Annotated in this window: 13 protein-coding genes; 8 read left to right on the top strand and 5 right to left on the bottom strand. The window is 66.5% G+C overall.

Features of this window, described 5'->3' with window-relative positions; translation table 11 throughout:
- Positions 1-405 precede the first annotated feature (405 nt).
- Positions 406-606, bottom strand: a complete 201-nt coding sequence (locus NLX85_RS18405; RefSeq protein WP_254336723.1) for an AlpA family transcriptional regulator — start codon at positions 604-606, stop codon at positions 406-408.
- A gap of 427 nt (positions 607-1,033) precedes the next feature.
- Between NLX85_RS18405 and NLX85_RS18400 the strand changes: the two genes are divergently transcribed.
- The 4 genes from NLX85_RS18400 (at position 1,034) to NLX85_RS18385 (ending at position 7,424) form a co-directional block, all read left to right on the top strand.
- Positions 1,034-1,915 carry a helix-turn-helix transcriptional regulator gene (locus NLX85_RS18400; RefSeq protein ID WP_254336721.1) on the top strand — a complete coding sequence of 294 codons (882 nt, stop codon included), beginning with the start codon at positions 1,034-1,036 and terminating at the stop codon, positions 1,913-1,915.
- A complete protein-coding gene (locus tag NLX85_RS18395) occupies positions 1,908-2,102 on the top strand; it encodes a DUF397 domain-containing protein (RefSeq protein WP_254336718.1) in 195 nt (64 codons plus the stop codon). Before NLX85_RS18400 ends, NLX85_RS18395 begins: the two co-directional genes overlap by 8 nt.
- A 1,124-nt stretch (positions 2,103-3,226) precedes the next feature.
- Positions 3,227-5,770, top strand: a complete 2,544-nt coding sequence (locus NLX85_RS18390; RefSeq protein ID WP_254336716.1) for a DUF262 domain-containing protein — start codon at positions 3,227-3,229, stop codon at positions 5,768-5,770.
- Positions 5,771-5,861: 91 nt separating this feature from the next.
- The gene (locus tag NLX85_RS18385; RefSeq protein WP_254336714.1) at positions 5,862-7,424 is read left to right on the top strand and encodes a DEAD/DEAH box helicase; all 1,563 of its coding nucleotides are present in this window, start codon (positions 5,862-5,864) and stop codon (positions 7,422-7,424) included.
- A gap of 177 nt (positions 7,425-7,601) precedes the next feature.
- Here the strand turns inward: NLX85_RS18385 and NLX85_RS18380 are convergent, their stop codons facing one another.
- The 4 genes from NLX85_RS18380 to NLX85_RS18365 all read right to left on the bottom strand — a co-directional run bounded on the left by NLX85_RS18380 (position 7,602) and on the right by NLX85_RS18365 (position 16,163).
- Positions 7,602-8,381, bottom strand: a complete 780-nt coding sequence (locus tag NLX85_RS18380) for a transposase family protein (RefSeq protein WP_254336713.1) — start codon at positions 8,379-8,381, stop codon at positions 7,602-7,604.
- Between the two features lie 69 nt (positions 8,382-8,450).
- Positions 8,451-9,899, bottom strand: coding sequence for an NF041680 family putative transposase (locus tag NLX85_RS18375; protein WP_254336711.1), 1,449 nt, complete (start codon positions 9,897-9,899; stop codon positions 8,451-8,453).
- Between the two features lie 109 nt (positions 9,900-10,008).
- A complete protein-coding gene (locus NLX85_RS18370) occupies positions 10,009-13,140 on the bottom strand; it encodes a sacsin N-terminal ATP-binding-like domain-containing protein (RefSeq protein WP_254336709.1) in 3,132 nt (1,043 codons plus the stop codon).
- Positions 13,140-16,163, bottom strand: coding sequence for a DEAD/DEAH box helicase (locus NLX85_RS18365; RefSeq protein ID WP_254336707.1), 3,024 nt, complete (start codon positions 16,161-16,163; stop codon positions 13,140-13,142). Before NLX85_RS18365 ends, NLX85_RS18370 begins: the two co-directional genes overlap by 1 nt.
- A gap of 353 nt (positions 16,164-16,516) precedes the next feature.
- Between NLX85_RS18365 and NLX85_RS18360 the strand changes: the two genes are divergently transcribed.
- The 4 genes from NLX85_RS18360 to NLX85_RS18345 are packed head-to-tail and all read left to right on the top strand — an operon-like array spanning position 16,517 to position 20,627.
- Positions 16,517-18,664 carry a UvrD-helicase domain-containing protein gene (locus tag NLX85_RS18360; protein ID WP_254336705.1) on the top strand — a complete coding sequence of 716 codons (2,148 nt, stop codon included), beginning with the start codon at positions 16,517-16,519 and terminating at the stop codon, positions 18,662-18,664.
- Positions 18,665-18,688: 24 nt separating this feature from the next.
- Positions 18,689-19,363: a DUF6308 family protein gene (locus tag NLX85_RS18355; RefSeq protein WP_254336702.1), complete on the top strand. Its 675-nt coding sequence runs from the start codon at positions 18,689-18,691 to the stop codon at positions 19,361-19,363.
- Between the two features lie 59 nt (positions 19,364-19,422).
- Positions 19,423-19,659, top strand: coding sequence for a hypothetical protein (locus NLX85_RS18350; protein ID WP_254336700.1), 237 nt, complete (start codon positions 19,423-19,425; stop codon positions 19,657-19,659).
- On the top strand, positions 19,656-20,627 hold the full coding sequence (locus NLX85_RS18345; RefSeq protein ID WP_254336698.1) for a hypothetical protein: 972 nt from the start codon (positions 19,656-19,658) through the stop codon (positions 20,625-20,627). The genes NLX85_RS18350 and NLX85_RS18345 overlap by 4 nt, the downstream gene beginning before the upstream one ends.
- Positions 20,628-21,259 lie beyond the last annotated feature (632 nt).

The following is a 21,259-nucleotide window of genomic DNA, read 5'->3' as shown; positions in this document are numbered from 1 at the left end:
GGGCGGTCTCCGGCGGCGAGTGCGGCGACCTCGGTGTCTGAGGTAGCCGGGTAGGGCTATCCGCCGCTCATGCTGTGCCCGTAGATGCTTCGTGGTGCTCGAGTTTACCAATTGCTGTTGTATCGACAGCTACGAATCATGCTTCGAAGTGTCGGCGACGTGGACGCTGACACTTTGTCGACCCTCCAGGGCGCCCGCCTCAATCAGTAGGTCATCGCTTTCCTGGCGATCACGCCCGAGGTTCCGCGCTCGGCAAGTTCGGTGTCATCGGTGGCTTGTCGCCAGGCTTCAAGACCCCGAAAGCGATCTTGGCCTGGACCTCTCGTCGGATCCTCCGCTACAGCGGCTCGTAGCGGGCCATACGGGAGTCCATCAGGGCCAGCGGTCGATCTTGCGCTTATGTGCCTACTCTTCTGTGTCCTGGAGACTCGGTCGGTGGTCTCTGATCCACCGCTCCACGTCCTCGGCTTGCCAGATTCGCCCGACCGACAGGATGGCCACCGGGTCAGGGAAGGACTTTGAGTTGGTGATCTGATAGGCGCGCGTACGGGAGACGCCGAGCATCTCCTGTACCTCCTGGCTCGCCACCAGCCGGACCTTCCCCATGCGTCGACCCTAGGAGCATGCGAACTGAACGGTTGCTCTCTGCTCGACCGCACTTTGCATCCGTGCAGAAGCGTGTAGGCTGCGCATCTGTTCACCCAGAGGGCGAAGCCACCACGGGAGGGGAGGCGCATGGGTCGGCGGTGGAAGTGGTTCTTGCGGCCGGGTCGCGTCGCAGTTGACTTGATCGGGCAGGTCGTGCCGGACGGCAACGTGCGGGGGCGCGACTGCCTGCAGGGCGCACCTGACGTCGTACCCGATGGGCGGGTGACCTCGCGGTGCGACGGCGCGGTCGTCTACGAGCGGCCCGAGCGGTGGCGGCCGGTTCCGGCGCGGAACCGGCGCGCGGACCGCAACGACCCGCGGTCGTCCGGCGAGCGGACCGCCGGGCAGCGTCGGGGGAGCGGCCCGGTCGAGAGTCGGGGAGCGGATGGCTGAGGACATGGGGTCGACGGTGCCTCGCCGGCAGCTCGGGCGGGCGCTGCGGGAGTTGCGGACCCAGGCGCGCATGACGCTGGACGGCGCGGCGGAGGCGTTGCAGTGCAGCCGCCAGAAGACGTGGCGGATCGAGACGGGCCTTTGCGCGGTGCGCGGCCTCGACGTGCGGGCCATGTGCGAGCTGTACGGCGCAACGCCCGAGCTGACCGCCGCGCTGACCGGCCTGGCCCGCGAGACGAAGGCGAAGGGCTGGTGGCACACGTACGGCGACACCATCCCCGACTGGTTCGAGCTGTACGTCGGCCTGGAGGCCGCCGCCGGCCGGCTACGGGAGCACGACGACGCCCTGATTCCCGGACTCCTGCAAACCCCTGGCTACGCGGCTGGCGTCTACCAGCACCGGTCCGGCATGACCTGCGACGAGTGGGAGCGCCTGGTCGAGGTACGGCTGCGGCGGCAGGCGCTCCTGCGGCGACGGCTGCCTCCGCCGCCCCGGCTCGACGTCATGCTCTCCGAGGCGGTGCTGCTACGCGTCGTCGGCGGCCCTGCGGCGATGGCGGAACAGCTCCGGCACCTGGCGGAGGTCGGCCGGCTGCCCCAGGTCTCCATCCGGGTCGTGCCGCTGGCCGCCGGGCTGCACTTCGGTGCGGTCGCCGGATCCTTCGTGATCCTCGACTTTCCGCTCGGCAGTCGCGTCGAACCCGAGCCATCGGTCGTCTACAGCGAGTCGTTGACCGGTGCGCTGTACCTCGATCGGAAGGAGGAGTTGGCAGCCTACGAGCGGATCTGGGCGAGCCTCGACTCGCTGGCCCTGGATGAGGGGCAGTCCCGACAGTTGATTGTCAAGATTTCCGAGGAGGTCCACCATGGCTGACCTGGCCGGCGCTCGCTGGCGCAAGAGCACCCGCAGCGGCGACAACGGCGGCAACTGCGTCGAGGTCGCCGACAATCTGCCTGACGTCGTCGCCGTACGCGACAGCAAGGACCGCAGCGGCCCGGTCCTCATCTTCACCCCCGACTCCTGGACGGCCTTCCTGCGCGCGGCCCCGTCGTCGTGCTGAGGCCGCAATGCGATCACCGCGCTCCGCTGATACATCTCCGGGATGGTGGCCCGCTTGTCCGACACATTCAGGAACAGCGGCACAGCCCCAGCGACGTCACGACCATGCCGCAGGCGGGGCAGGCGTCCGGACGAGTCCTCGGGGCGCGCAGCAGCGGGGCGGGGGCCGATGGAGCGACCTTAGGCCGGGGTGCTGCGAGCGCGGCGCGAACCTCGTCCTTGGTCGCGTTGGGCCAGCCAGACCGTCGTAGTTGCTGAGTCACCTTGCGGATGCCCAGGTTCGGGTGCCTGTCCTGTGCAGCCCAGGCGGCTTCGGCGAGAGTTGGCTTTCGCGGACTCTTCTTTACTGGCTTCGGGGGGCTTGCCTTAACAGGAAACCTATGCCGCTGCGGCTGCCGTTCGCCTGAGCCGAGTAGCGCCAGCCGGACCTGATCCGCGGTGACATCGGGCCATCCAAAGAGGCGCAGGTGTCGCGCAAGCGTGCTGTCCTTGGCATTCGGCATCGTGCTGCGGAGCTTTCGCGCTGCGGTGGCAAGGTCCGCCCTCGGTCTTGCCGTGACCTGACGGAGTTGGGTCTGGCAGGAGTCGCACTGACAGGACGTCCCGGCACGGTGAGGCACCTTGCCGGCCGAGCCGGCTGGCCGCGCTCCGCCAGGACGGTCAGCGGGGGAATACGGGGGTGATGAGACGCCCAGGTCATCGAGCCAGGAGTCGGGGGCGCGATCTGGGATGTCGTCGTTTTCCCAGTCGCGGCCCGGGTCCGCTGACCCTCGCATCTCCGCATCGGCGTACCAGTCACCGATCGTCCCTCTGCTGATGACGTCACTCTCCGATGTGTCGTGGTCGGATAAGGCCGGTAGGGGAAAGGCGGCGAGTGCCGGATCTTGATCGTCGTCATCCCGAGGTGGCGCCGCAACGGTTGATCAGGGCGCTGTACCTCGACCGGAAGGAGGACTTGGCCTCGTAGTGCCGAGCACCTCGTGGACGGCGGATAGTTCTCTGTCGGGAAGCCGACAAGCGAGCAGACGGTTTGGCGGCGTTTTGGGCCTTTCGTAGGTTGCTCCGTCCGTTGTTGATCTGGTTGTCTTGCCAGCTCAGGGCGCCAAAGTAGACGGGGGACCGGGTGTGGTTGCGGCACGCGAGACGACGCTGCAGGAGTTGCTGGAGGGTGCGAAGCAGTACCAGGTGCCGCTCTACCAGCGCACATACTCGTGGACCACGTTGCAGTTGCAGCGCCTCTGGGACGACATTCTGAAGCTGGCCGACGACCGGACCTATGACGGAAGCGCGACGCACTTCATCGGGTCCCTGGTGCTCGCCCCGAGCCCCACCAACGGGCCGACGGGTGTGGCCGAGTATCTGGTGGTGGACGGCCAGCAGCGCCTCACCACCCTGACCATCCTGCTCTGCGCCATTCGCGACTACCGCGCGCAGCACGAGGGCCCGGTGCACCGGGACCGGCTCGACCAGCAGTACCTGGTCAACCCGTGGAAGCCGGAGCCGCAGCGGTTGAAGCTCGTTCCTACCCAGGCCGACCGGGACGCCTACCTGGCCTGCCTGGACTCGACGCCCCAGGCCGGGGGCGCAGACCCGGTGGGCTCGGCGTACCGCTTCTTCGTCGCGCAGTTGGCCGCCGCCGACGACCCGGACGACCCGCTCGACATCGAACGCATTGAGAACGCCGTCATCTCGGGCTTGGCCCTGGTGTCGGTCACCGCCCAGCCCGGCGACAACGTGTACCGGATCTTCGAGTCGCTCAACAACACCGGACTCCGGCTCACCCAGGCCGACCTGCTGCGCAACTACCTGTTCATGCGTCTGCCCACCCTCGGTGAGGCCGTCTATCAGGCTCTGTGGCTGCCGCTTCAGAAGCGTCTCACGTCGGAGCAGCTGGAACTGCTCTTCTGGCTCGACCTGGTTCACCGCGACCAGCGGGTCAAGCAGACCGACGTGTACGCGGCCCAGCAGGCCCGCCTGAACCGGCTGCGCTCCGAGGAGGAGATAGAGGCGGAGGTGCAGCGGTTCAGCCGACTCGGCGCCCTGCTCCGGGTCATCCTCCACCCCGGCGAGGAGCAGGACATGGGCGTACGGCGGCGGCTGGAGCGACTGAGCGCCTGGGGTACGACCACGGTTTACCCCCTCCTGCTGCATCTGCTCGACCGCCGGCAGCAGGGCACGGCGACCTCGGAGCAGGTCGCCTCGGCGATGCTGTACGTGGAGAGCTTTTTCGTCCGACGCCTGCTGACTGGCCGTCCCACCAACAACCTCAATCGAATCCTGCTCGCCGTCGTCACTGAGATGGACAACAACCTGCCGGCGGATGACGCGGTGCGGACCTACCTGTCGACGGGGCGGAAGTACTACTCCAACGACGCCAGCGTGCGGGCCGCAATCCGGTCGATCCCGTACTACCTCAACGGCCGCGCGTCCCAACGCAAGCTGATCCTCCAGTGGCTGGAGGAGTCGTACGAGAGCAATGAGCCCGTGACACTGGACAAGGCGACCATCGAGCACGTGCTGCCGCAGACCCTCACCCCCGAGTGGCGGCAGATGCTCGCTGCCGACCTCGGCCCGGACGAAAACTTTGACGAAGCGTACGAGGCTCTGGTTCACACCCTGGGGAACCTGACCCTCACCGGCTACAACTCGGAGCTGGGCAACAAGTCCTTCGCCGAGAAGCGAGTCGAGTTCGCAAGGAGCGGGATCAGGCTGAGCCAGAAGATCCTCACGCAGGATCGGTGGGGGCGCCCAGAGATCCACGCCCGCGCCGACGCTCTCGCCGACCGCATCATCTCCATTTGGCCTGGACCGACGGAGCAGGCGGCCGACCAGCCGGATGCGCTGTGGGAGGTCATGACCAAGGCACTCGCCGAGCTGCCGGCCGGCTCGTGGACCACGTACGGCGACCTCGCCGCGCTGATCGGTAGCCACCCGGTGCCAGTCGGGGCTCGCCTCGCGACCCACCTGGCTCCGAACGCCCACCGCGTGTTGCAGGTCGAGGGCACCGTCTCGCCGAACTTCCGTTGGCTCGACCCGAACCGCACGGACGACCCACGGGACATCCTGCGCGCCGAGGGCGTGGAGTTCGACCAGTACGGCCGCGCCGATCAGGCGCAGCGCATCGGCACCGAGGAGCTGGCGCAGCTCGCCGGCCTCACGCCGGAGGACCTACCCGAGCGGCTGCCTGGGCCGCGCTCCGGCGACGACCGCACCTACAGCGAGCGGTTCATCGAACAGGTGACCGCTCTGCAGGGTTCGGCCGTCGCCACCGCCACGCTCGTCGTACTGGAAGCCTGGATCTCGATGGGCGGCACCCTGCTCTACGGCACCGGCGGGGAGACCTCTTGCTTTCTCATGGCGCGCGGCAAGGAGCACGAGCTGGGCAATATCTGGCCGGCGACGATCTATCCGAGCGGCAAGTTCGAGGTGGTGTTCCAGCACCTCACCGTGCGCCCGCCGTTTGACGACGTCACGCTGCGGGAGGAGCTACGGCAGCGCTTTAACCAGCTGCCCGGCGTCGATATCGCCGCCGCCAAGATCGCCCTACGTCCAGGTTTCCCCCTGGATGTCCTCGCGGACGCCGACGCTCGCGAGGCGCTGCTCGACCATCTCCACTGGTTCTACCAGGTGGCGCAGATGGCTCCTTCAGACAACCTGGCGACGGCCTAGCCGCGACGCAAGGTGCTTGGCAGATCGCCGGCGAGGTCGGCACAGGCTTGGGGTAGACGGGGAGAGGTAGATGCAGCCGCGACCCTTGTGGGTGGAACTGTGGCAGTTGCTGGCGGCGACGCCAGGGCAGAACAAGCGGCAACTGCTCGCTGGGCTGCAGCACATGGGTCTGCACGGACTGACCACGACGGACGTTAACCGGACATTGTACGCCAACACAGCGACTTTCGCTCGTGACGGCGCCACACCGCCCCGTTGGCGACTCACTGCAGCCGCATCATGGAATGGCGGAGCAGTTCCTGCCGCAGTGCCGCCAGCGCTGCCGCGGTGTTATGTCGGCAAGGAGCCGAGGGCCTGGCAGATTGAGGCGTTCGCCGCATGGCGAGCTCACAACCGGCAAGGCGTGGTAGAGGCGGTAACCGGGACAGGCAAGACAACTGTAGGCGTGTTGGCAGCCGCGGCCGCAGTGGATGCCGGCCATAGGGTGCTGGTGCTCGTGCCCGGTCGTGAGCTGCTCGACCAGTGGTATGACGTGTTGCGACGTGACATTCACGGTACTGTTGTAGGTCGACACGGGGACGGCCATGAGGACACCCTCGAAGACCACTCCATCGTGGTCGCCATTGTGAACTCCGCTGCCAAATATCAGATGCTGCCGCTCGGCATGCCGGGCCTGCTGATTGCAGACGAGGTGCATCACTATGGGACACCCTTCTTCGCGCGTGCTCTGCAGTCGCGCTTCGGTGCCCGGCTGGGGCTGACCGCGACCTACGAGCGCCCTGACAATGGCTTGATCGACCACCTGGAACCCTTCTTCGGCGGCGTGGTGGCGGACTGCAGCTACGATCGCGGGCTGGCCGACGAGATCTTGGCGCCCTTCCGTGTCGCCTTCGTGGGCGTCGACTTCACTCCAGAGGAACAGAAGGCTTATGACGAGTACGACGATCGCGTGAGAAGTCTCCGGCGCCGCCTGATCGTCGACCACGGCTGTCCGGCGGAACCGTTCGGTGAGTTCATGGCGACGGTCAACCACCTCAGCGCCGGCGGTGAAGGGGACTCGCGTGCGGCCTGGGACGCCCGCAAGTACCTCAACGCCTTCAACAAGCGGCGCGAGGTTCTGGCCGAGTGCCGGAACAAGCAGGAAGCGCTTGCCTTTGTGGCGCCGGTCTTGGCCACGGCGGACCGGGGACTTGTGTTCGGCCAAACCATGCGGAGCGCGGAGGACGCGGCCGCGGTGCTGCGGGCGAGCGGTGTGCAGGCGATGGAGATCACCAGTGGCATGAACGCCCTGGAACGCAAACAGCGGCTGGCGGCGTTTAAGGACGGACAGGCAAAGGTGTTGGCCGCGCCTCGACTCTTGGACGAAGGGATCGACGTCCCACAGGCGGACGTCGGTGTCATCGTCGCGGGAAGCCGAAGCAGGCTTCAGATGATTCAGCGCATGGGCCGCGTCATCCGCCCTAAAGCCGATCGACGCCCAGCGACATTCATCATCCTGCACGTAAGAGGCACGGCGGAAGATCCCGACACCGGCGCACACGAAGGGTTTCTCGAGCAGATCATCGATGTAGCCCAGGAGATCGAACGGTTTGACCACTTGACGTCTGGAACGGCTCTGCTCGCCTGGCACCTCTCGGGCAGGCGGCCGAATTGACGCGACAGCCACCTGGCGCTGACCGTCGTCAGGTTGAACCCTCGTCTGGTACGGACCAGCACGAGGAACTATTGGCGCAGCCCTTTCGAGACAGATCCAGGTAGATTGAGAGACGGCGACGCACTAAAGGCTGTCTCGTAACGCGGTCAAGGTGTTGCCCGGTACCGGGTTGGTGGGTCACCAGGTGAGGGTGATGTTGTGCAGGTTGGCGATGCCGGAGGCGGCGTCGGTCAATGTGTGGGCGGCGCGGCGGTAGTCGCGCAGGATCTTCCAGTTCTTCATTCGGGCCAGGGTGTGTTCGACCCGGGCGCGAACGGTGCGGTGCTCGTGATTAAGGTCTTCCTTCCAGGCCGGCAAGTCGCTGCCGTCGGCGGGCTTGCGGTACGGGATGATCACCTCGGGGTTGCCGCGGTAGGCGCCGTCGGCCATGACTGGCCTACCTGCGAGTTGCTGGTCGATCCCGCTGGTGCGGTAGACGACCGTGTCGTTGCGGTTGCCCGGTTGCGGGTCGCCGACGGCGATGACCAGGCGTGTGGTGGCGTCGATGGCGATCTGCAGGTTCGTCGAGTACCGGTAGTTCTTGCTCCGCGCGGCCAGGCGGTGGTCCCGGGTCGGGATCAGTGAGCCGTCGACGATCGCGATCTGGTCGACCGGCCGCCGCCGCACCGGGGCGAGGGCGAGGAGTGGTCCGAGGGTGTCGATGACCCGGTGAGCGGCGGAGTGCGACACCCCGAACAGCGGGCCGATCTGCCGCATAGTCAGGTTGGTCCGCCAGTACGCGGCGACCAGCAGCACCCGGTCCGGCAGGTCCAGGGCCCACTGCCGGCCCGGCCGGCCATCGGCGATCGAGTCCCCGCCGCGTTCGGCAACCAGGCGGACCAGCCGGCGGAACTGGGCGGGCTGCAGCCCGGTGAACGGGAAGATCCACTCCTGGCGGGCTGCGGAGATCACCTGCACGCAGGCATCAGCAATGACCGTCCTCAGCGGACACCCATCGGGGTTACGAGACGTCCCTTAGCTTGATCTTTAACCCGTACGGCGCGGGCGGGGAGTGGTGGAGGCCTTCGGTTTCGTTCTCGCCCGTGGGCTGATGTGCACGTCGTGGCGTTGGGCGGACTGTTTGTTGCGTCGGCCTGGTGGTCGACCGGGACCTGGGCGGGAAGGTTTCGGTGCGCTGGCCAGGCATGCGGTCTTGGCGCGGAGGTGCCGGAACCCTCGCCGGACGCGGGCGGGTGAGAGGCGTTCGGGTGGTGTCGGTTTCTCCCAGGGACGGCGTAGGTCAGCTGTCAGGCCACGGGCCAGGCGTAGCTGCGCGTAGACGGCCAGAATGAGCCAGGTCCATCGGTCGGCGGCTTGTGGGGTGCGGATCTTCGGGCAGGTCCAGCCGAGGGTCTGTTTGAGCAGGCGGAACGTGTGCTCGATGTCGAAGCGGCGCAGAAACGCCTGCCAGAGCCGGTCGACGTCGACGGGCGTCGCAGCCGTTTCGGACCACCACAGCCATACCGGTTTCGGGATCGCGCCGCTGGGCAGGTGATTCACCTCGAGCCGGATCACGGTGCCGTCGATGAGCGGCAGGTCGCCCGTTTGGTCGATCCAGGCGTTGCGGTGCGTCAGGCGGGGGTGCAGCCGGTTCCAGCTGCGGACGACGGCAACACCGTAGAGACGGGTGTCGGTCACCGTGGTCACGTCGGGCGTGCCCCAGCTGGCGGGGTCACCGAAGATGAACTCACCGCCGTGGCGGGGTGGTCGACCGTTCGTGCCCGGCTGGCGGGGCGGGGCAGCGCGGCGCAGCACTCGATCGGAGCGCATCCGGCCCAGCACCTGCACCGGCAGGTCGCGCAGCAGGTATGCCAGTCGGGGCGTGTCGTAGCCGGCGTCGGCGACGATGAGGATCTCGGGATCGCCGGTGCACCACTGTCCCGCGGTGATCAGTCGCTGCACGAGTTGGCGCAGCTGCCCGGCGGTGACGGTGGCGGCATCATCGCCCGGCGTGAGCCGCTGAGCATCCAGCGGAGCAGTCCAAGAACTGCGACCGGGTTCCAACGCCGTGACGAACGAGTATGGCCAGCCAGGGATCATCACGTGCTGGTCCTTGCCGCGGCCGTAGGTGTGGCACAGGATCCGCTCCGCCGAGGTGTGCGCGTCCGGCCGCAGCCAGCAGGTGATGTCCACCGCCAAGACCAAGCGGCCGTCGGTAGCGCGAGGCAGCGGAAGCGCCGCCAAGCTCGTGCGCAGCCGCTCGACATCCACCCGGCCCCGGGCCAGCGCCGCGTACAGCGACCCAAGGCCACGGCGATGCTCGCCCACCAGCGACAGCTCCACCAGCGAATGCACGGGCCCGTCGCCGCACAACACCGCGTCAGCCAACTCGAACATCGCGTCCGTCCGCGCGGTCAGACAGGAGTGGAACTCCCGCCGGAACGCCGCCAGCTCCCCGAACGCAGCAGCAGAACCAGCATCATGCACACTGATCACCAAGACAGCCCCTGGCATTGATCCTCTTCCCTCGACAAGAAGATCGACCAGGGGCTGTCGGCATGATCAGCCGGGGTACCCACGGACCCGCCCCAGGTTAAAGATCAAGTTAGAGCCAGCCATCACTACCCATATCAGAGTTCTCGTACTCATCGCTCGCGGTGCGGTAGCCTTCGCTTGCCTTCAGGGCGGCCTGGAGGTCGATCGCATGCTTGCCGACGAAACGAAGCCTCCCCGAGACGCCCGCAAGGACTACATCAACCGTAATGCTGCCCCGACTCCCGACATCCTGAGTAAGCAGGTCGTCGCGCAGATCTTCCACCGATGTTCCCCGTGCATGGCGGTACTTCGCTGCACAGGTCGGGCACATCGCAAGCCGGTTCTCTCGGAGGTCGCGCTCCGTGTCCGTAACGAACTGAACGGCCTCAAAATAGTACTCGCCGGAGAGCTTGAACGGCATGGCGGAAGAGCAGGCCTGGCACACCATGACACCGTCGCCGTTAGTGTAGTGCTGCCTCAGGTATCCGCGGGATGCGCTCAAATGACCCGGCTCTGCCACATAGACCGAACGCACCCGATTTTCGTACCGGCGCACCGGCGCGTCCGCAGAGGACTGACGGGCGCGCCGTGCGCGACCTTCCGGGGAGACGGTCACGCCATCCGGAAGGCGAACCGCTGCTTCCAGATCTTCCATGAATGCGCTGAATTTTTCCGGATTCTGCTTGCGTAGCTCCGCGAGCCGCCGCACCTCCGCCGGGGACTCGAAGCCCAACGTCCTCGCGGCGTCTTCGTCCTCCCGCTGGCGCTGGAGGTTAGCGGCTGCCTTCCTCCCGAACCCGGCGCGTTCCAGAAGTGGCGCCTTTGGTGGCATGCTCAGGCCCTCGGCGAGGTCGTCCGCCGTTACGTCGTCGGGATACCGCAAGTTGCCGTCGCGATCCAGAATCCATGGCGTCGATTGCAGAGCCTGCAGGAGCTGCGACTCGATGATGTGACTCCGAGTCGATGCGTTTGAGCGGTATGCCGCGTCGGCATAGTCTCCGTCGGCAGACGAAACCAGGTGCCAGAGGCTGCGTACCAGCACCTCGTCCTCGGTTGCGACAACGGCGTCAAAGTGGGGGATCACCCAATCACGACTGACCATGTATTGCGTCTCTTTGCCGTCCCAGCGCCATTGCTTGTCGAATCTCTGATTTCCCCATACGGGAACCCTCTTGATTACCAAGCCGACTGTCGCCTCCAGCGTTTTGGCGAGGGTGGCGATGTCGAAGGATTCCCCGGCGTATTCCGGCGCGAGCCGAAGTAGCGGGTTGCCCTGGTACGCGGGGTGGTGGTAGAGAGCGCCTAGGCCGGTCGTGACGAATGGATCATCCAAATAGATCTCACGGGCCGCAGCCCAGCGCCGGGTCCCGTCGGGCTGAACGGCAACGAAGATCGGCCTGTCGGCGTACGCGCCCGGCGTGACAGCGTTACGCTGAATGAGCAGGTTCAAGGCGACGAGATCGGCGAGGTGACCGTCGGTGATCACAGGCGGATGCTGGCTGTAGAGTCCAAGACGGGCATCCAGCTGGGCGGCCGCATCCCACGGTCTGACCCCGGCACTGTCATAGAATTCTCTCAGCGCCTTGCGCGCGCGGTCGTCACCGGCGTCCCACTCGTCGTCGAATACCGCGAGCGCGTCGATCACCAACCAGTCGCCGCAAAGCCCCCGGGCTGTCGGCATGTAGGCAGAGTGGCCCGCAACGTGGGTGGTCCCGCCACCATACTGGACACGGATGAACGGCACCGACTTCCACGCGTGGTGCAGAAGGAAGGGCGAGTTCCGCTGCGCTAGGCCGCCCAGTGCTGAATAGAGTCCCCGCAGCCAGTCGTCTGGCTTCGCCGCGAGCCACTCATCCCACCTCTTTCTGGCACCTGCGTCGGCGGTGGTCTGCGCCAACAGCCCCGCCAGGTGCATCACGGTGAAATCCGTAGCGCTCAGGGCGTTGAGGAATGCCCCCGCCCGCCCCTCTGCAGAGCGGATCCAGCCGAGGCGGGGATCGGTGTCATACGCGGAAAACCGCTGAAGGAAGTTTGCATCGCCGATGGCGAGAGCGGCACGGAGGCTGCTTTCCCCCCGAAACAGTTGGACTGATGGCGCGTGGCCACCCCCGGCCAGCGGTGTCAATTCGTCGTTTTCGAACGCCTCGGCGATCCGGTCCCGCACCACGTCATATCGGTCGGGGAGGACGTCACTCTTATTGGGTAGCGCCTTGAGTAGACCGTCGGTGATGAGGCCGGCGTCCCGCATGGCAGGCAGAGCCTCAACGATCAGTTCACTGATTCCATCGATGAGCGCGTCGTTGCCGGGATCGTCCCGGACGCTGTCTCGGGCCACCGTTGACGCGAATGGTGCGTGGATGTGGAACCGTAGCCCCGATGTCTCCTTCACGGCCGGGAAGTAGATGAATACCTGGCCGTCAGCGGGCTTCACCGAGAAGCCTGTGAGTCCCTTGGGCTGGACACCCGACGCCTCGAGTTCGAAGGCAGCGGCAGCAGGGAACGACCGCCCGTCAACGTCGACATCCCCGGAGATCCGGTACCAGTACGAGGCGGACCCCTCGTCGTCAGTGCTCTCGATCTTGATAATGTGCTCGTCCAGCGCGACGCGCTCGATCAGCAACTCGTCGCCGTCGGGCAGCGAACACGCGATGAGCTGGATGTTGTTGAGGAACAGTAGGGTCGTCGGCAACAGGTCACAAAGTGCATTCGCGACCTCATCCACTGCTCGTGCAGTGGGCTTGTCGGCCCGGTTGAAAGGGAACCAGAAAGTCGTCCGCTCGGACCGGGCGGCAGCGGCGACTTGCGTGGGCACGAACAGGTCCTGGATGACGAAGGCGTGCTCCCCGGAGTGGATGACCGGGGTCTCGGTGTAAGCAAAGACCGCCTTGAACCCGACGCCGAACTTACCGATCGTCGTGGCGTCGTCCTTCTTTGTCGACTGACCGATCCCGGTGATGGACTCGATGTCACGCAGGTCGAACAGCCGCTTTCCGTCGTGCTCGACCTGTAGTCCCTCGCTGCGCAAGTCGAATATCACCTCGCGCGCGCCGGCGTCCTCGGCGTTCTGCAGCAGCTCGTAGATGAAATGCGCGTTGTCGGGATACAGCTCCGAGAGCAGATTGCGCAATCCCTCCTCGAACCCGTTCGCCCGTGCCGAGTCGACGTAACTGCGTCGGCGTGCGGACAGCTCCTCAAAGGTCATCACGGCTTGACTACCTCCAGGAGCACGGTCGCGAGCTGGCGGGTCACGAGGTCGGGTGTCCGCTCGTATTGCGAGATCAGCCGCTCGAACTTCTCCTGCACCCGAGCGTGCTCGCTCTGGCGCATCCTCAGGATGTTGGGGTCGCTCACCCGGCTGGCGGTCTCATCGATGACCTGTAGCTGCCGGTCCCGTTGCGCGCGAAGGGAGGCCACTCGCTGGGCGGCTGCGGCACGTGCCCTCGTCTCGTGCGTTTCGCGAGCCGACGCCCACTCGCTGTGGTGCCGGTGGTCGAGGGCGTCGGTGTCGGCGGGTGTGATGATCTGTTCGGGGTCACCGTCGGTGGCGTTCGCGAGGAGCTCCCCAGCAGCGGCCTCCACCTGTGGGTCCGTGCTGATGTAGCGCAGGGTGAGGCTGTCGCGGGAGTCCAGCCGTGTCCACGCGTGGATGGCGATGGGATAGCGGCCGGGCGGGACGGCGGCCGAGCGGACCCGCAGTGACGCGACGGGCACGCCTGTCAGTGCCGCGTGTTCAGCTGCCGCCACCACGAGCGGATGCGTCGGTGCCAGCAGTTCGACGTCGTCATCGTCCGTCGCGAGATCGGGATCAGTGGTGAGCCGTAGCACGGGTTCCTTACGGCGCAGGATCCGTCCAAGGCGTGCGTCGCCGCCAACGGCACGAAGGTCGGCCGCCACGCGGGTAGCCGCCTCATCGTCCAGCCGTACGGTCGCGACCTTGCCTGGCTTCAGGCCCGTAATGCGGCGGCCGCCGAGGACGGTTCCTAGGTAGAAGCGGACAAGTTCGCCGAGCTTGCCGTCGTCGAGCCACTCGCTGCTAGCTTCCGCAATGCGCTGCTCGAGGGACTCGGTCGTGAGGCCGAGCAGTGCCGCTTGCTGTTCCTCAAGTCGTTCGAGTTCCTCGATGCGCCCGATCTGGTTGTCGGCGAGCTGCCGCAGGCGCTGTTTCCGGTCGGCCTGGGAGAGGGTTAGATCGTCGGCAATGCGTCGGAGCTGCGTGGTGATGTCGCCGAGGATCTGCTCGCTGCCGCCCAGGGCGTGGTGGAAGACGCCAATCCGCAGGAGGCAGCGTTGGTAGATTTCAGCCTCGATCGTTCCCTCGGTGAGGATGTTGACGATTGCGACAGACTCGCTGCGCTGTCCGCGCCGATCGATACGGCCGATGCGCTGCTCGATGCGCATCGGGTTCCATGGGATGTCGTAGTTCACCAGGGTGTTGCAGAACTGGTAGTCCAAGCCCTCGGTGCCGACCTCTGAGCAGAGCATCAGGTCGATCGCGTCGGGGTTCTCCTTAGGCAGTTTGAAGCGCCGGCGTAGCGCGTGGCGCTCCTCGTCGGCGACCGCGCCGTGGACGACGGCGACGCGCACTCCCCACGTGCTGGCCTGGCGCTGCAGGTAGGCGAGAGTGTGCCGGAAGGTGCTGAAGACCAGGATCTTGTTGTTGGTCTCGTTCTGCTTGTCAGCGACGACTTGGCGTAGGTAGTCGGCCTTCGGGTCAGCCTGACCTTCGAGTCCGGCGGCCATCTGGCCGATCTGCCGGATCTGGTCACGGAGGGCGCCCGTGACGCCGGGTGCGATTTGAGGGATGTCCTCGCCGATTTCGAAGAGTTCGACAGTGTCGAGCCGGCTCGTGAGGATCTGCTCAACCAGGGGGGCGAGCCCGCTGATGGAGCTTGCCGCCTGGCGATGCAGCATCGAGAGCAGGAACTCAACCGGCACGCCGGGAGCCTGCAGCTGCACAATGCGTCGGCCCAGCGCGAGCACCGCGTTGTAGACGGCCTGCTGTTGCGGCGTGAATGCGATCACCGGTGAGCTGGGCTTGCGGGTCGTGAAGGTGCCGATGTCGCGGCGGCGGGTGCGGCTCACGATCGTCGAAAAAGTGTTGAGATCCTCCAACGCGCGCACGACTCGGATACGGGTCCGGGCGTCATCAGGAGATTCGGCGAGCAGGTCCGTGACCTGACCGACCCGTGGGTCCACCGCCATGACTTGGCGTCCCCAGGCGGTGGCCAGTGCGCGGCCCAGCGCCTGGTGTACCTGCTGCTGCCACCGCTCCTGACCGGCCCTGGCGGCCTCCACCGCCTCGTAGATGAAGTGGTTCGGTTCCAACATCTGGGCGAAGTCCTGCTCACCGGGCACGAGGTCATCCCGCAGAAGGTGTACGAGCGTGTACAGATCCTGGCTGTGCACCTGCAGCGGGGTCGCGGAGAGCATCACGACCGCTTCCGCGGACGCTGTCAGGCGCGCCGCGTTCTTGTAGGCGAAGGTTGAGCGGTTACGGATGTGGTGCGCCTCGTCCACGATGACCAAATCGAAATGCGGTCCCGGCGCAAGATCAACCAGGCCGACCCGGCGGGCCTCACCGGAGTCAGCGCCGACGAGCAGGCGCTCATCGAGTAGCGAATAGGGCAGGATCGCCTTCGAGAACCGCTGTGGCCACTCACCCTCGCGTAACGTCTCCTCCAGACAGAACCGAAGATCGGCACCGTTTAAGTGGACGAAGTCCTCATCGAACCGCTTGAGCTCGTTGCGCCACTTCTCATCGACGATGAGCGGCTTCGGACAGATGACCAGGACCGAACGAGCCCGGTGCCTAGCCTGCAGCTCCTTGATGATCAGGCAGGCCTCGATGGTCTTGCCCACGCCCACGTCGTCGGCCACGAGGATCCGCGGCCGCTCCGCCTGGACGATCTTCAGTACAGGGCGAAACTGATACGGCTCGTAGTCGATCCGTCCGGCGTTTCGTGCATGAAGATAGGCCGTGTTCTTGTCCCGGAGCAGCTCGGACGTCAGACCGGCACGAAGCGCCGGGGCGGCGATGGTAGTGGGTTGCGAGCGATTCGGAGCCAGCTCGATCTGCGAGGCGAAGTAGCCGTGGACGTAATTATCGTGGAAAACGTCGAAGCGTAGCGCGTCGCCGACGAGACGCGAGCCCGTAACCACGCCGAGAATCTCGGGTCGAGCGACGAGCCGAACGGTCGTGCCCGGCGCAAAGTCGATGTGCCCCATGCCGGACCCGTACCTCCCCGTAGCCTGGCGGGCATTCTATGGCGTCCGACCGAGGTCGGGGTATCGCCCTGCGACCCGAACTGCACGCGACGAACAGGGCCTTGACAAGAAGGGGTGCGCCGTCGACCCGGGCCACCAGCAACCCGCTTGACCGCGCTTACCTGCTCCGCTCAGAAACTACGGAATCGTGTCGATAAAAGGCGAAGACGGCAAATGCTACTCACCGCATGGCTGTGAGCGACGCCCTGCCCGCGCTCGCCTCGCGGAGGCGCCATTGCCCAACAGTCACGCGGCGCAGGCGGCCGGTAGGGTCGCACCCACCGCCCTCGACCCATCATGCAGGAGGCCGCGCAGTGCCGCAGCTCGCCTTCGCCAACAGTTTCTGGCAGAGCTACGACGTCTTGGAGAAGCCGGTGAGGGCCGGCGTCCGGAAGGCGATGGAGAAGTTCCAGCAGCTCAGCATCGCCGAGCTGCACGCTGACAAAGGCCTGCACCTGGAGTCGGTGAACAATGCGCGGGACCCGCGGATGCGGACGATCCGGATCACTGACTTCTGGCGTGGGGTGGTGCTGGCGCCCGACGACGGCAGCGACACTTTTCTGTTGCTCAACGTCGTGCCGCATGACCACGCGTACACCTGGGCGGCGAAGCGGCTCTACACGGTGAACACCGCGACGCGGGCGCTGGAGGTCCGCAACGTCGTCGCCATCGAACAGCTCACGCCGGCACTGGAGAAGGCCGCGGCGCAAGCGCCGACGTTGCTGTTCGCCGGCCACTCGGACACGGTGCTACGACACCTCGGCCTCGACGACCAGGTGCTGCGAGCGGTTCGGACGATCATCGACAAGCCGCAGCTCGAAGCGTTCGGCACGCTGCTGCCAGAGGACCAGTTCGAGGTTCTGCAGTACCTCGCCGAGGGCTTCTCGCCCGACGAGGTCTACCGGGACGTCGTGGCGGAACGCCGCCCGGCGGATGCCACGCCGGAGCCGAGCGAGAACCTCGCGGTGGCGATCGCCAACACCAAGAGCCGCATCACCCTGGTGACCCGGCCCGATGAGCTCGCCGAGATCCTGGACAAGCCGTTCGCCGCCTGGCGAGTGTTCCTCCATCCGTCCCAGCGGCGCGTCGCGTACAGAGTTTCGTATAAGGGGCCGGCGCAGGTGACGGGCGGACCCGGAACGGGCAAGACGGTAGTCGCCCTGCACCGGGTCAAGCACCTGCTGTCCCGCTCCGCCGATAGCCGGGTGCTCCTCACCACGTACACCAATGCCCTCGCCGCGACCCTGCGCGAGAACCTTGGGCTGCTCCTCGGCGACGACCAGCAGTTGGCGCGGGTAGAGGTGACAACGGTGAATGCCTTCGCCAACCGCACCGTGCGCGTCCTCGCCGGTCGCGTGCCGGCCCCTATCGGGGACGTGGACGAGCGGCAGGTGTGGCGGCGGGTGTGCCGGCGACTGAAGCTGCCCTGGACCGAGCAGTTCCTCGCCCAGGAGTTCCGGCACGTCGTACTCGCTCAGGACGTGCGGAGCCGGGACGAGTACCGCGCGGCCAGCCGACGGGGGAGAGGATCGGCGCTGGGCGCCCGGCAACGCGATCAGGTGTGGGACGCCGTCGAGATGTTCTCGGCCGAGCTGACGGCGGCGGGCACGATGACGCACCTGCAGGTGTGTGGGAGGGCCGCGCAACTGCTTGAAGACGCTGATCTAACCGTCCACGGATACGACCACGTGGTGGTCGACGAGGCGCAGGACCTGCACCCTGCGCAGTGGCGGGTGCTGCGCGCCGCAGTAGCAGCCGGCCCCGACGACCTGTTCATCACCGGCGACCCGCACCAGAGGATCTACGACTCCCGGGTGTCGCTTGGCGCCCTCGGTATCTCCGTCGCCGGCCGCAGCAGCCGGTTGCGCATCAACTACCGCAGCACCGAGGAAATCCTTTCCTGGTCCACCGGCGTACTCGTCGGGTCGCGCGTCGAGGACCTGGGCGGTGAGGGCGAGGACAGCCTCACCGGCTACCGGTCGCTGCTGCACGGCAAGCGGCCGCACGGGCAGGGATATCCGACGTCCCAGGCCGAGGTCACCGCGCTCGTCAAGCGGGTGGGGGAGTGGCTGGAGCAGGGCGTTCAACCGAGCGAGATCGCTGTCTGCGCGCGGTTCAACACCCTGCTCACCAGTGTGTACGACGAGCTGACAGGGGCTGGGATTCCGGCGGTGCGGGTGCGGGATCAGCCGGGCGCGGACGTCGACGGGGTGCGGCTCGCCACCATGCACGCGATGAAGGGTCTGGAGTTTCGGTGCGTCGCGGTGGTGGGGGCCACGGCCAAGGCGGTTCCCTTTGCCAAGGAGGTCACGCCGAGCGAGGTCGATCAGCTGCAGCACGAGAGCGACATGCTGAGGGAACGTTGCCTGCTCTTCGTCGCCAGCACTCGCGCCCGCGAGGCCCTTTACGTGTCGTGGAGCGGAACACCCAGCCCGTTCCTGTCTTTTGTCGCCGGCAGCTAGCCGAGTTCATACCGGAGGAGAAGCATGAGGGAGCCCCTGACACTCGCCGAGATTCTGGCCGTGCTGGATGATCCTCGGTCAGTCCCCGACCTTCAGCGCTACTTCCTGGGGGTCGGCGATGCGGCGTTCACCGGTGGGCACTTCGAGCGACTCGGCGGTGGTGGTGATCGCCCGGAGAATTCAGACACGGTCACCGCCGAGGACCTCATCGCGGTGGAACTGCTCAGCGTGCAAGTGCCGCCGCGCCGGGCGCTCGACCTGCTGCAGGGGCAACTCGGCCGCGAGGTTGCCACGGAACTGGAGCAGATTCCGGTCGACGTCGAGCTGGGCGCTGACGACGCGCTTCCACTCATCGTGACGGGCGGCCACGCGGACAACGCGTGGCGAATGCTGCGCGCCGCGGACGGCATCGGCTGGGTCACCGCCGGCAAGTTGCTCGCCCGCAAACGCCCGAAGCTGGTGCCGGTGTACGACGAGGTGGTGTCCTGTGCCTTCGGCACCGGGACCGGCTTCTGGGATTGGCTGCACGGCAAGCTCCGCGAGGAGGGTGGCGTTCTGGCGCAGCGCCTTGACGCCTTGCACGCGAAGGTCAACCTGCCGGCGGAGGTCACCCGACTTCGGGTCCTCGACGTTGTGTTCTGGATGCGGCACCGAGACGCCCATAGCGGTAAGGGATGCGCGGGCCTGCAACTTCCCTGACCCCAGATGATCACAGTGGGAGTGATGAGATGCGGGAGATTACGGTTCGACTCGACGGTGTGAGCAACAAGAAGTATGCGGACATCGTGAACGCGATCTGGATGCAGATGGAGGCGATTGGCTGCGACTTCACCGTCACGCCGGACGCTCAGGCTGTGCCAGCCCACCTCGACAAGCGCTGGGACAGCTACAGCCAGGTGTCATGGGAAAAAGGTGGTCGACGCGGCACTCCGCAATCGATCGCGGCCGGTGCGGACCGGACCGGCATCCGGAATCGTGCCGACTCGGGTGAATGACGCGTCAAGTGAAAGGCCCCAGTCACTCTACGGAACGCGCCTGCGTCAACTGCGGGGAAACCGTTCACGGCCGGGCGAACTCGCGCTATCGCGGCCCGGACATCGCGTGGTTCGTCCACTGTCACCCGTGCGCGGCGCTGGTAGCCGGCCAGATGGAACCGCTGGGCCTTCTGCCCGCGGATGGCGGCGCTGACATCTTCCGGTGCCGAAACTGCGGTACCCACCGGATCTGCCATACCAGCTGGCGGACCCGGTGCCACATCTGCCTGGACGATCGCTCGTCCGGCCTGGCTCTTGCGGCCGGGGAGCGACTGCTGTCCCGGCTTTCCCACGAAGCGGCCCTCGCGGACCAGGTTCGCCGGTTCGCCGGCGTTACTGCGACGGACGCCATCCCCGTTCGCGCCGCCGCCGAATTTCAGGCCGCGGTCGCCCTAGGTGAGGAGCTCGACCGGCGTCGCCGTGACGGCTGGACCGACCTGGCCGGCGACGTCCACGGACTACCGTGGTACAGCGAACGCCAAGGAACGCCGTCCCACGGCACCTGGGGCGTCCACGCCCGCTGCGGGTCGTGGCAGCCGCTCCGCAGCCGGTCTTGCCCGGTGTGTCCGCCCGAGCCCGGTGACCGGTCGTTCGCCGCGTTGCAGGACACGTCTTACTTGCTCTACCTGGTGCGTCATCGTGGGTTGCTGAAGTTTGGGGTCGGCGGTGCGCGGCGGGTGCGGGAGCACCTGCTGGCGGGCGCTGAGCTGGTCGAGGTGGTTGAGGGCCGCCACGCCGACGTCATCGCCGCGGAGGCGATCCTCAAGCGGCAGAAGCGAGAGGCGGCAGTGCCGCTGCGAAAATGGCGCACGTGGCGGATGCCGGTCTCGTTCGGGGCGGGCACAGAGGTGGTTCGGGTTGGCGTCCAGATCCGGCTTGCCGACGTCATGCCTGAGGGCCGGAACGTCACCGACCGCTTCGCCAGGTAGACACCGAATGGCGGAAGGGCACTCACTACGCGGAAGGCTATGTGCTCATAGAGTCTGCTCATGGCAACGTGGACGTGCCGCGACGAGGTTCTGCAGGCAGCGACGGAGCTTGCAGCCCGAAGCTCTGACGGTACTGTCACACCTGACGAGGTGGTGCGGCTCCTCGTCAGCAGAGGCACTGCCTACGCGGAGAGCACCCGTACTCACGTGGTCTCCCGCATGTGTGCGAATGCTCCGGCGCATCACGCAACACGCTTCGCCGACTTCGTCCGGGACGAGCGAGGTCGGTATCGGCTTGCGGGCCCGGGAGGACAGGCCTGATCTTGCTGACCTCGCTGGCTGCCTTTACCGCCATCCCGGCGACCGGGTTCGCCTGCGTCCTGGGCTCGGCTAGCAGGTCGCCCTGACGTCCAGCGTCATGCCCTGCGGTGCGGAACTGTGGCAGCAGCCGGCAAGGTGTCGGCCTGCCCTGGTCCAAGCGAGGTCCGTCGCCGTCTCGACACTCCTTGGTTCCATTTCGCAACATGGGGCAATGCATTCTTGGAACGTTTATGAGTTTCAGTAAAGAAAGTCCGGGTCTGCTCTAGAAAATGCGCTCCCGGGCGTTGCGTGTCCACTTCGCACTGTCACAG

The sequence above is a fragment of the Micromonospora sp. A3M-1-15 genome (assembly GCF_024213425.1).
Classification (GTDB): Bacteria; Actinomycetota; Actinomycetes; order Mycobacteriales; family Micromonosporaceae; genus Micromonospora; species Micromonospora chersina.
The sequence above is the reverse complement of the archived record's forward strand: the minus strand, read 5'-3'. Positions and strand labels throughout refer to the sequence as shown.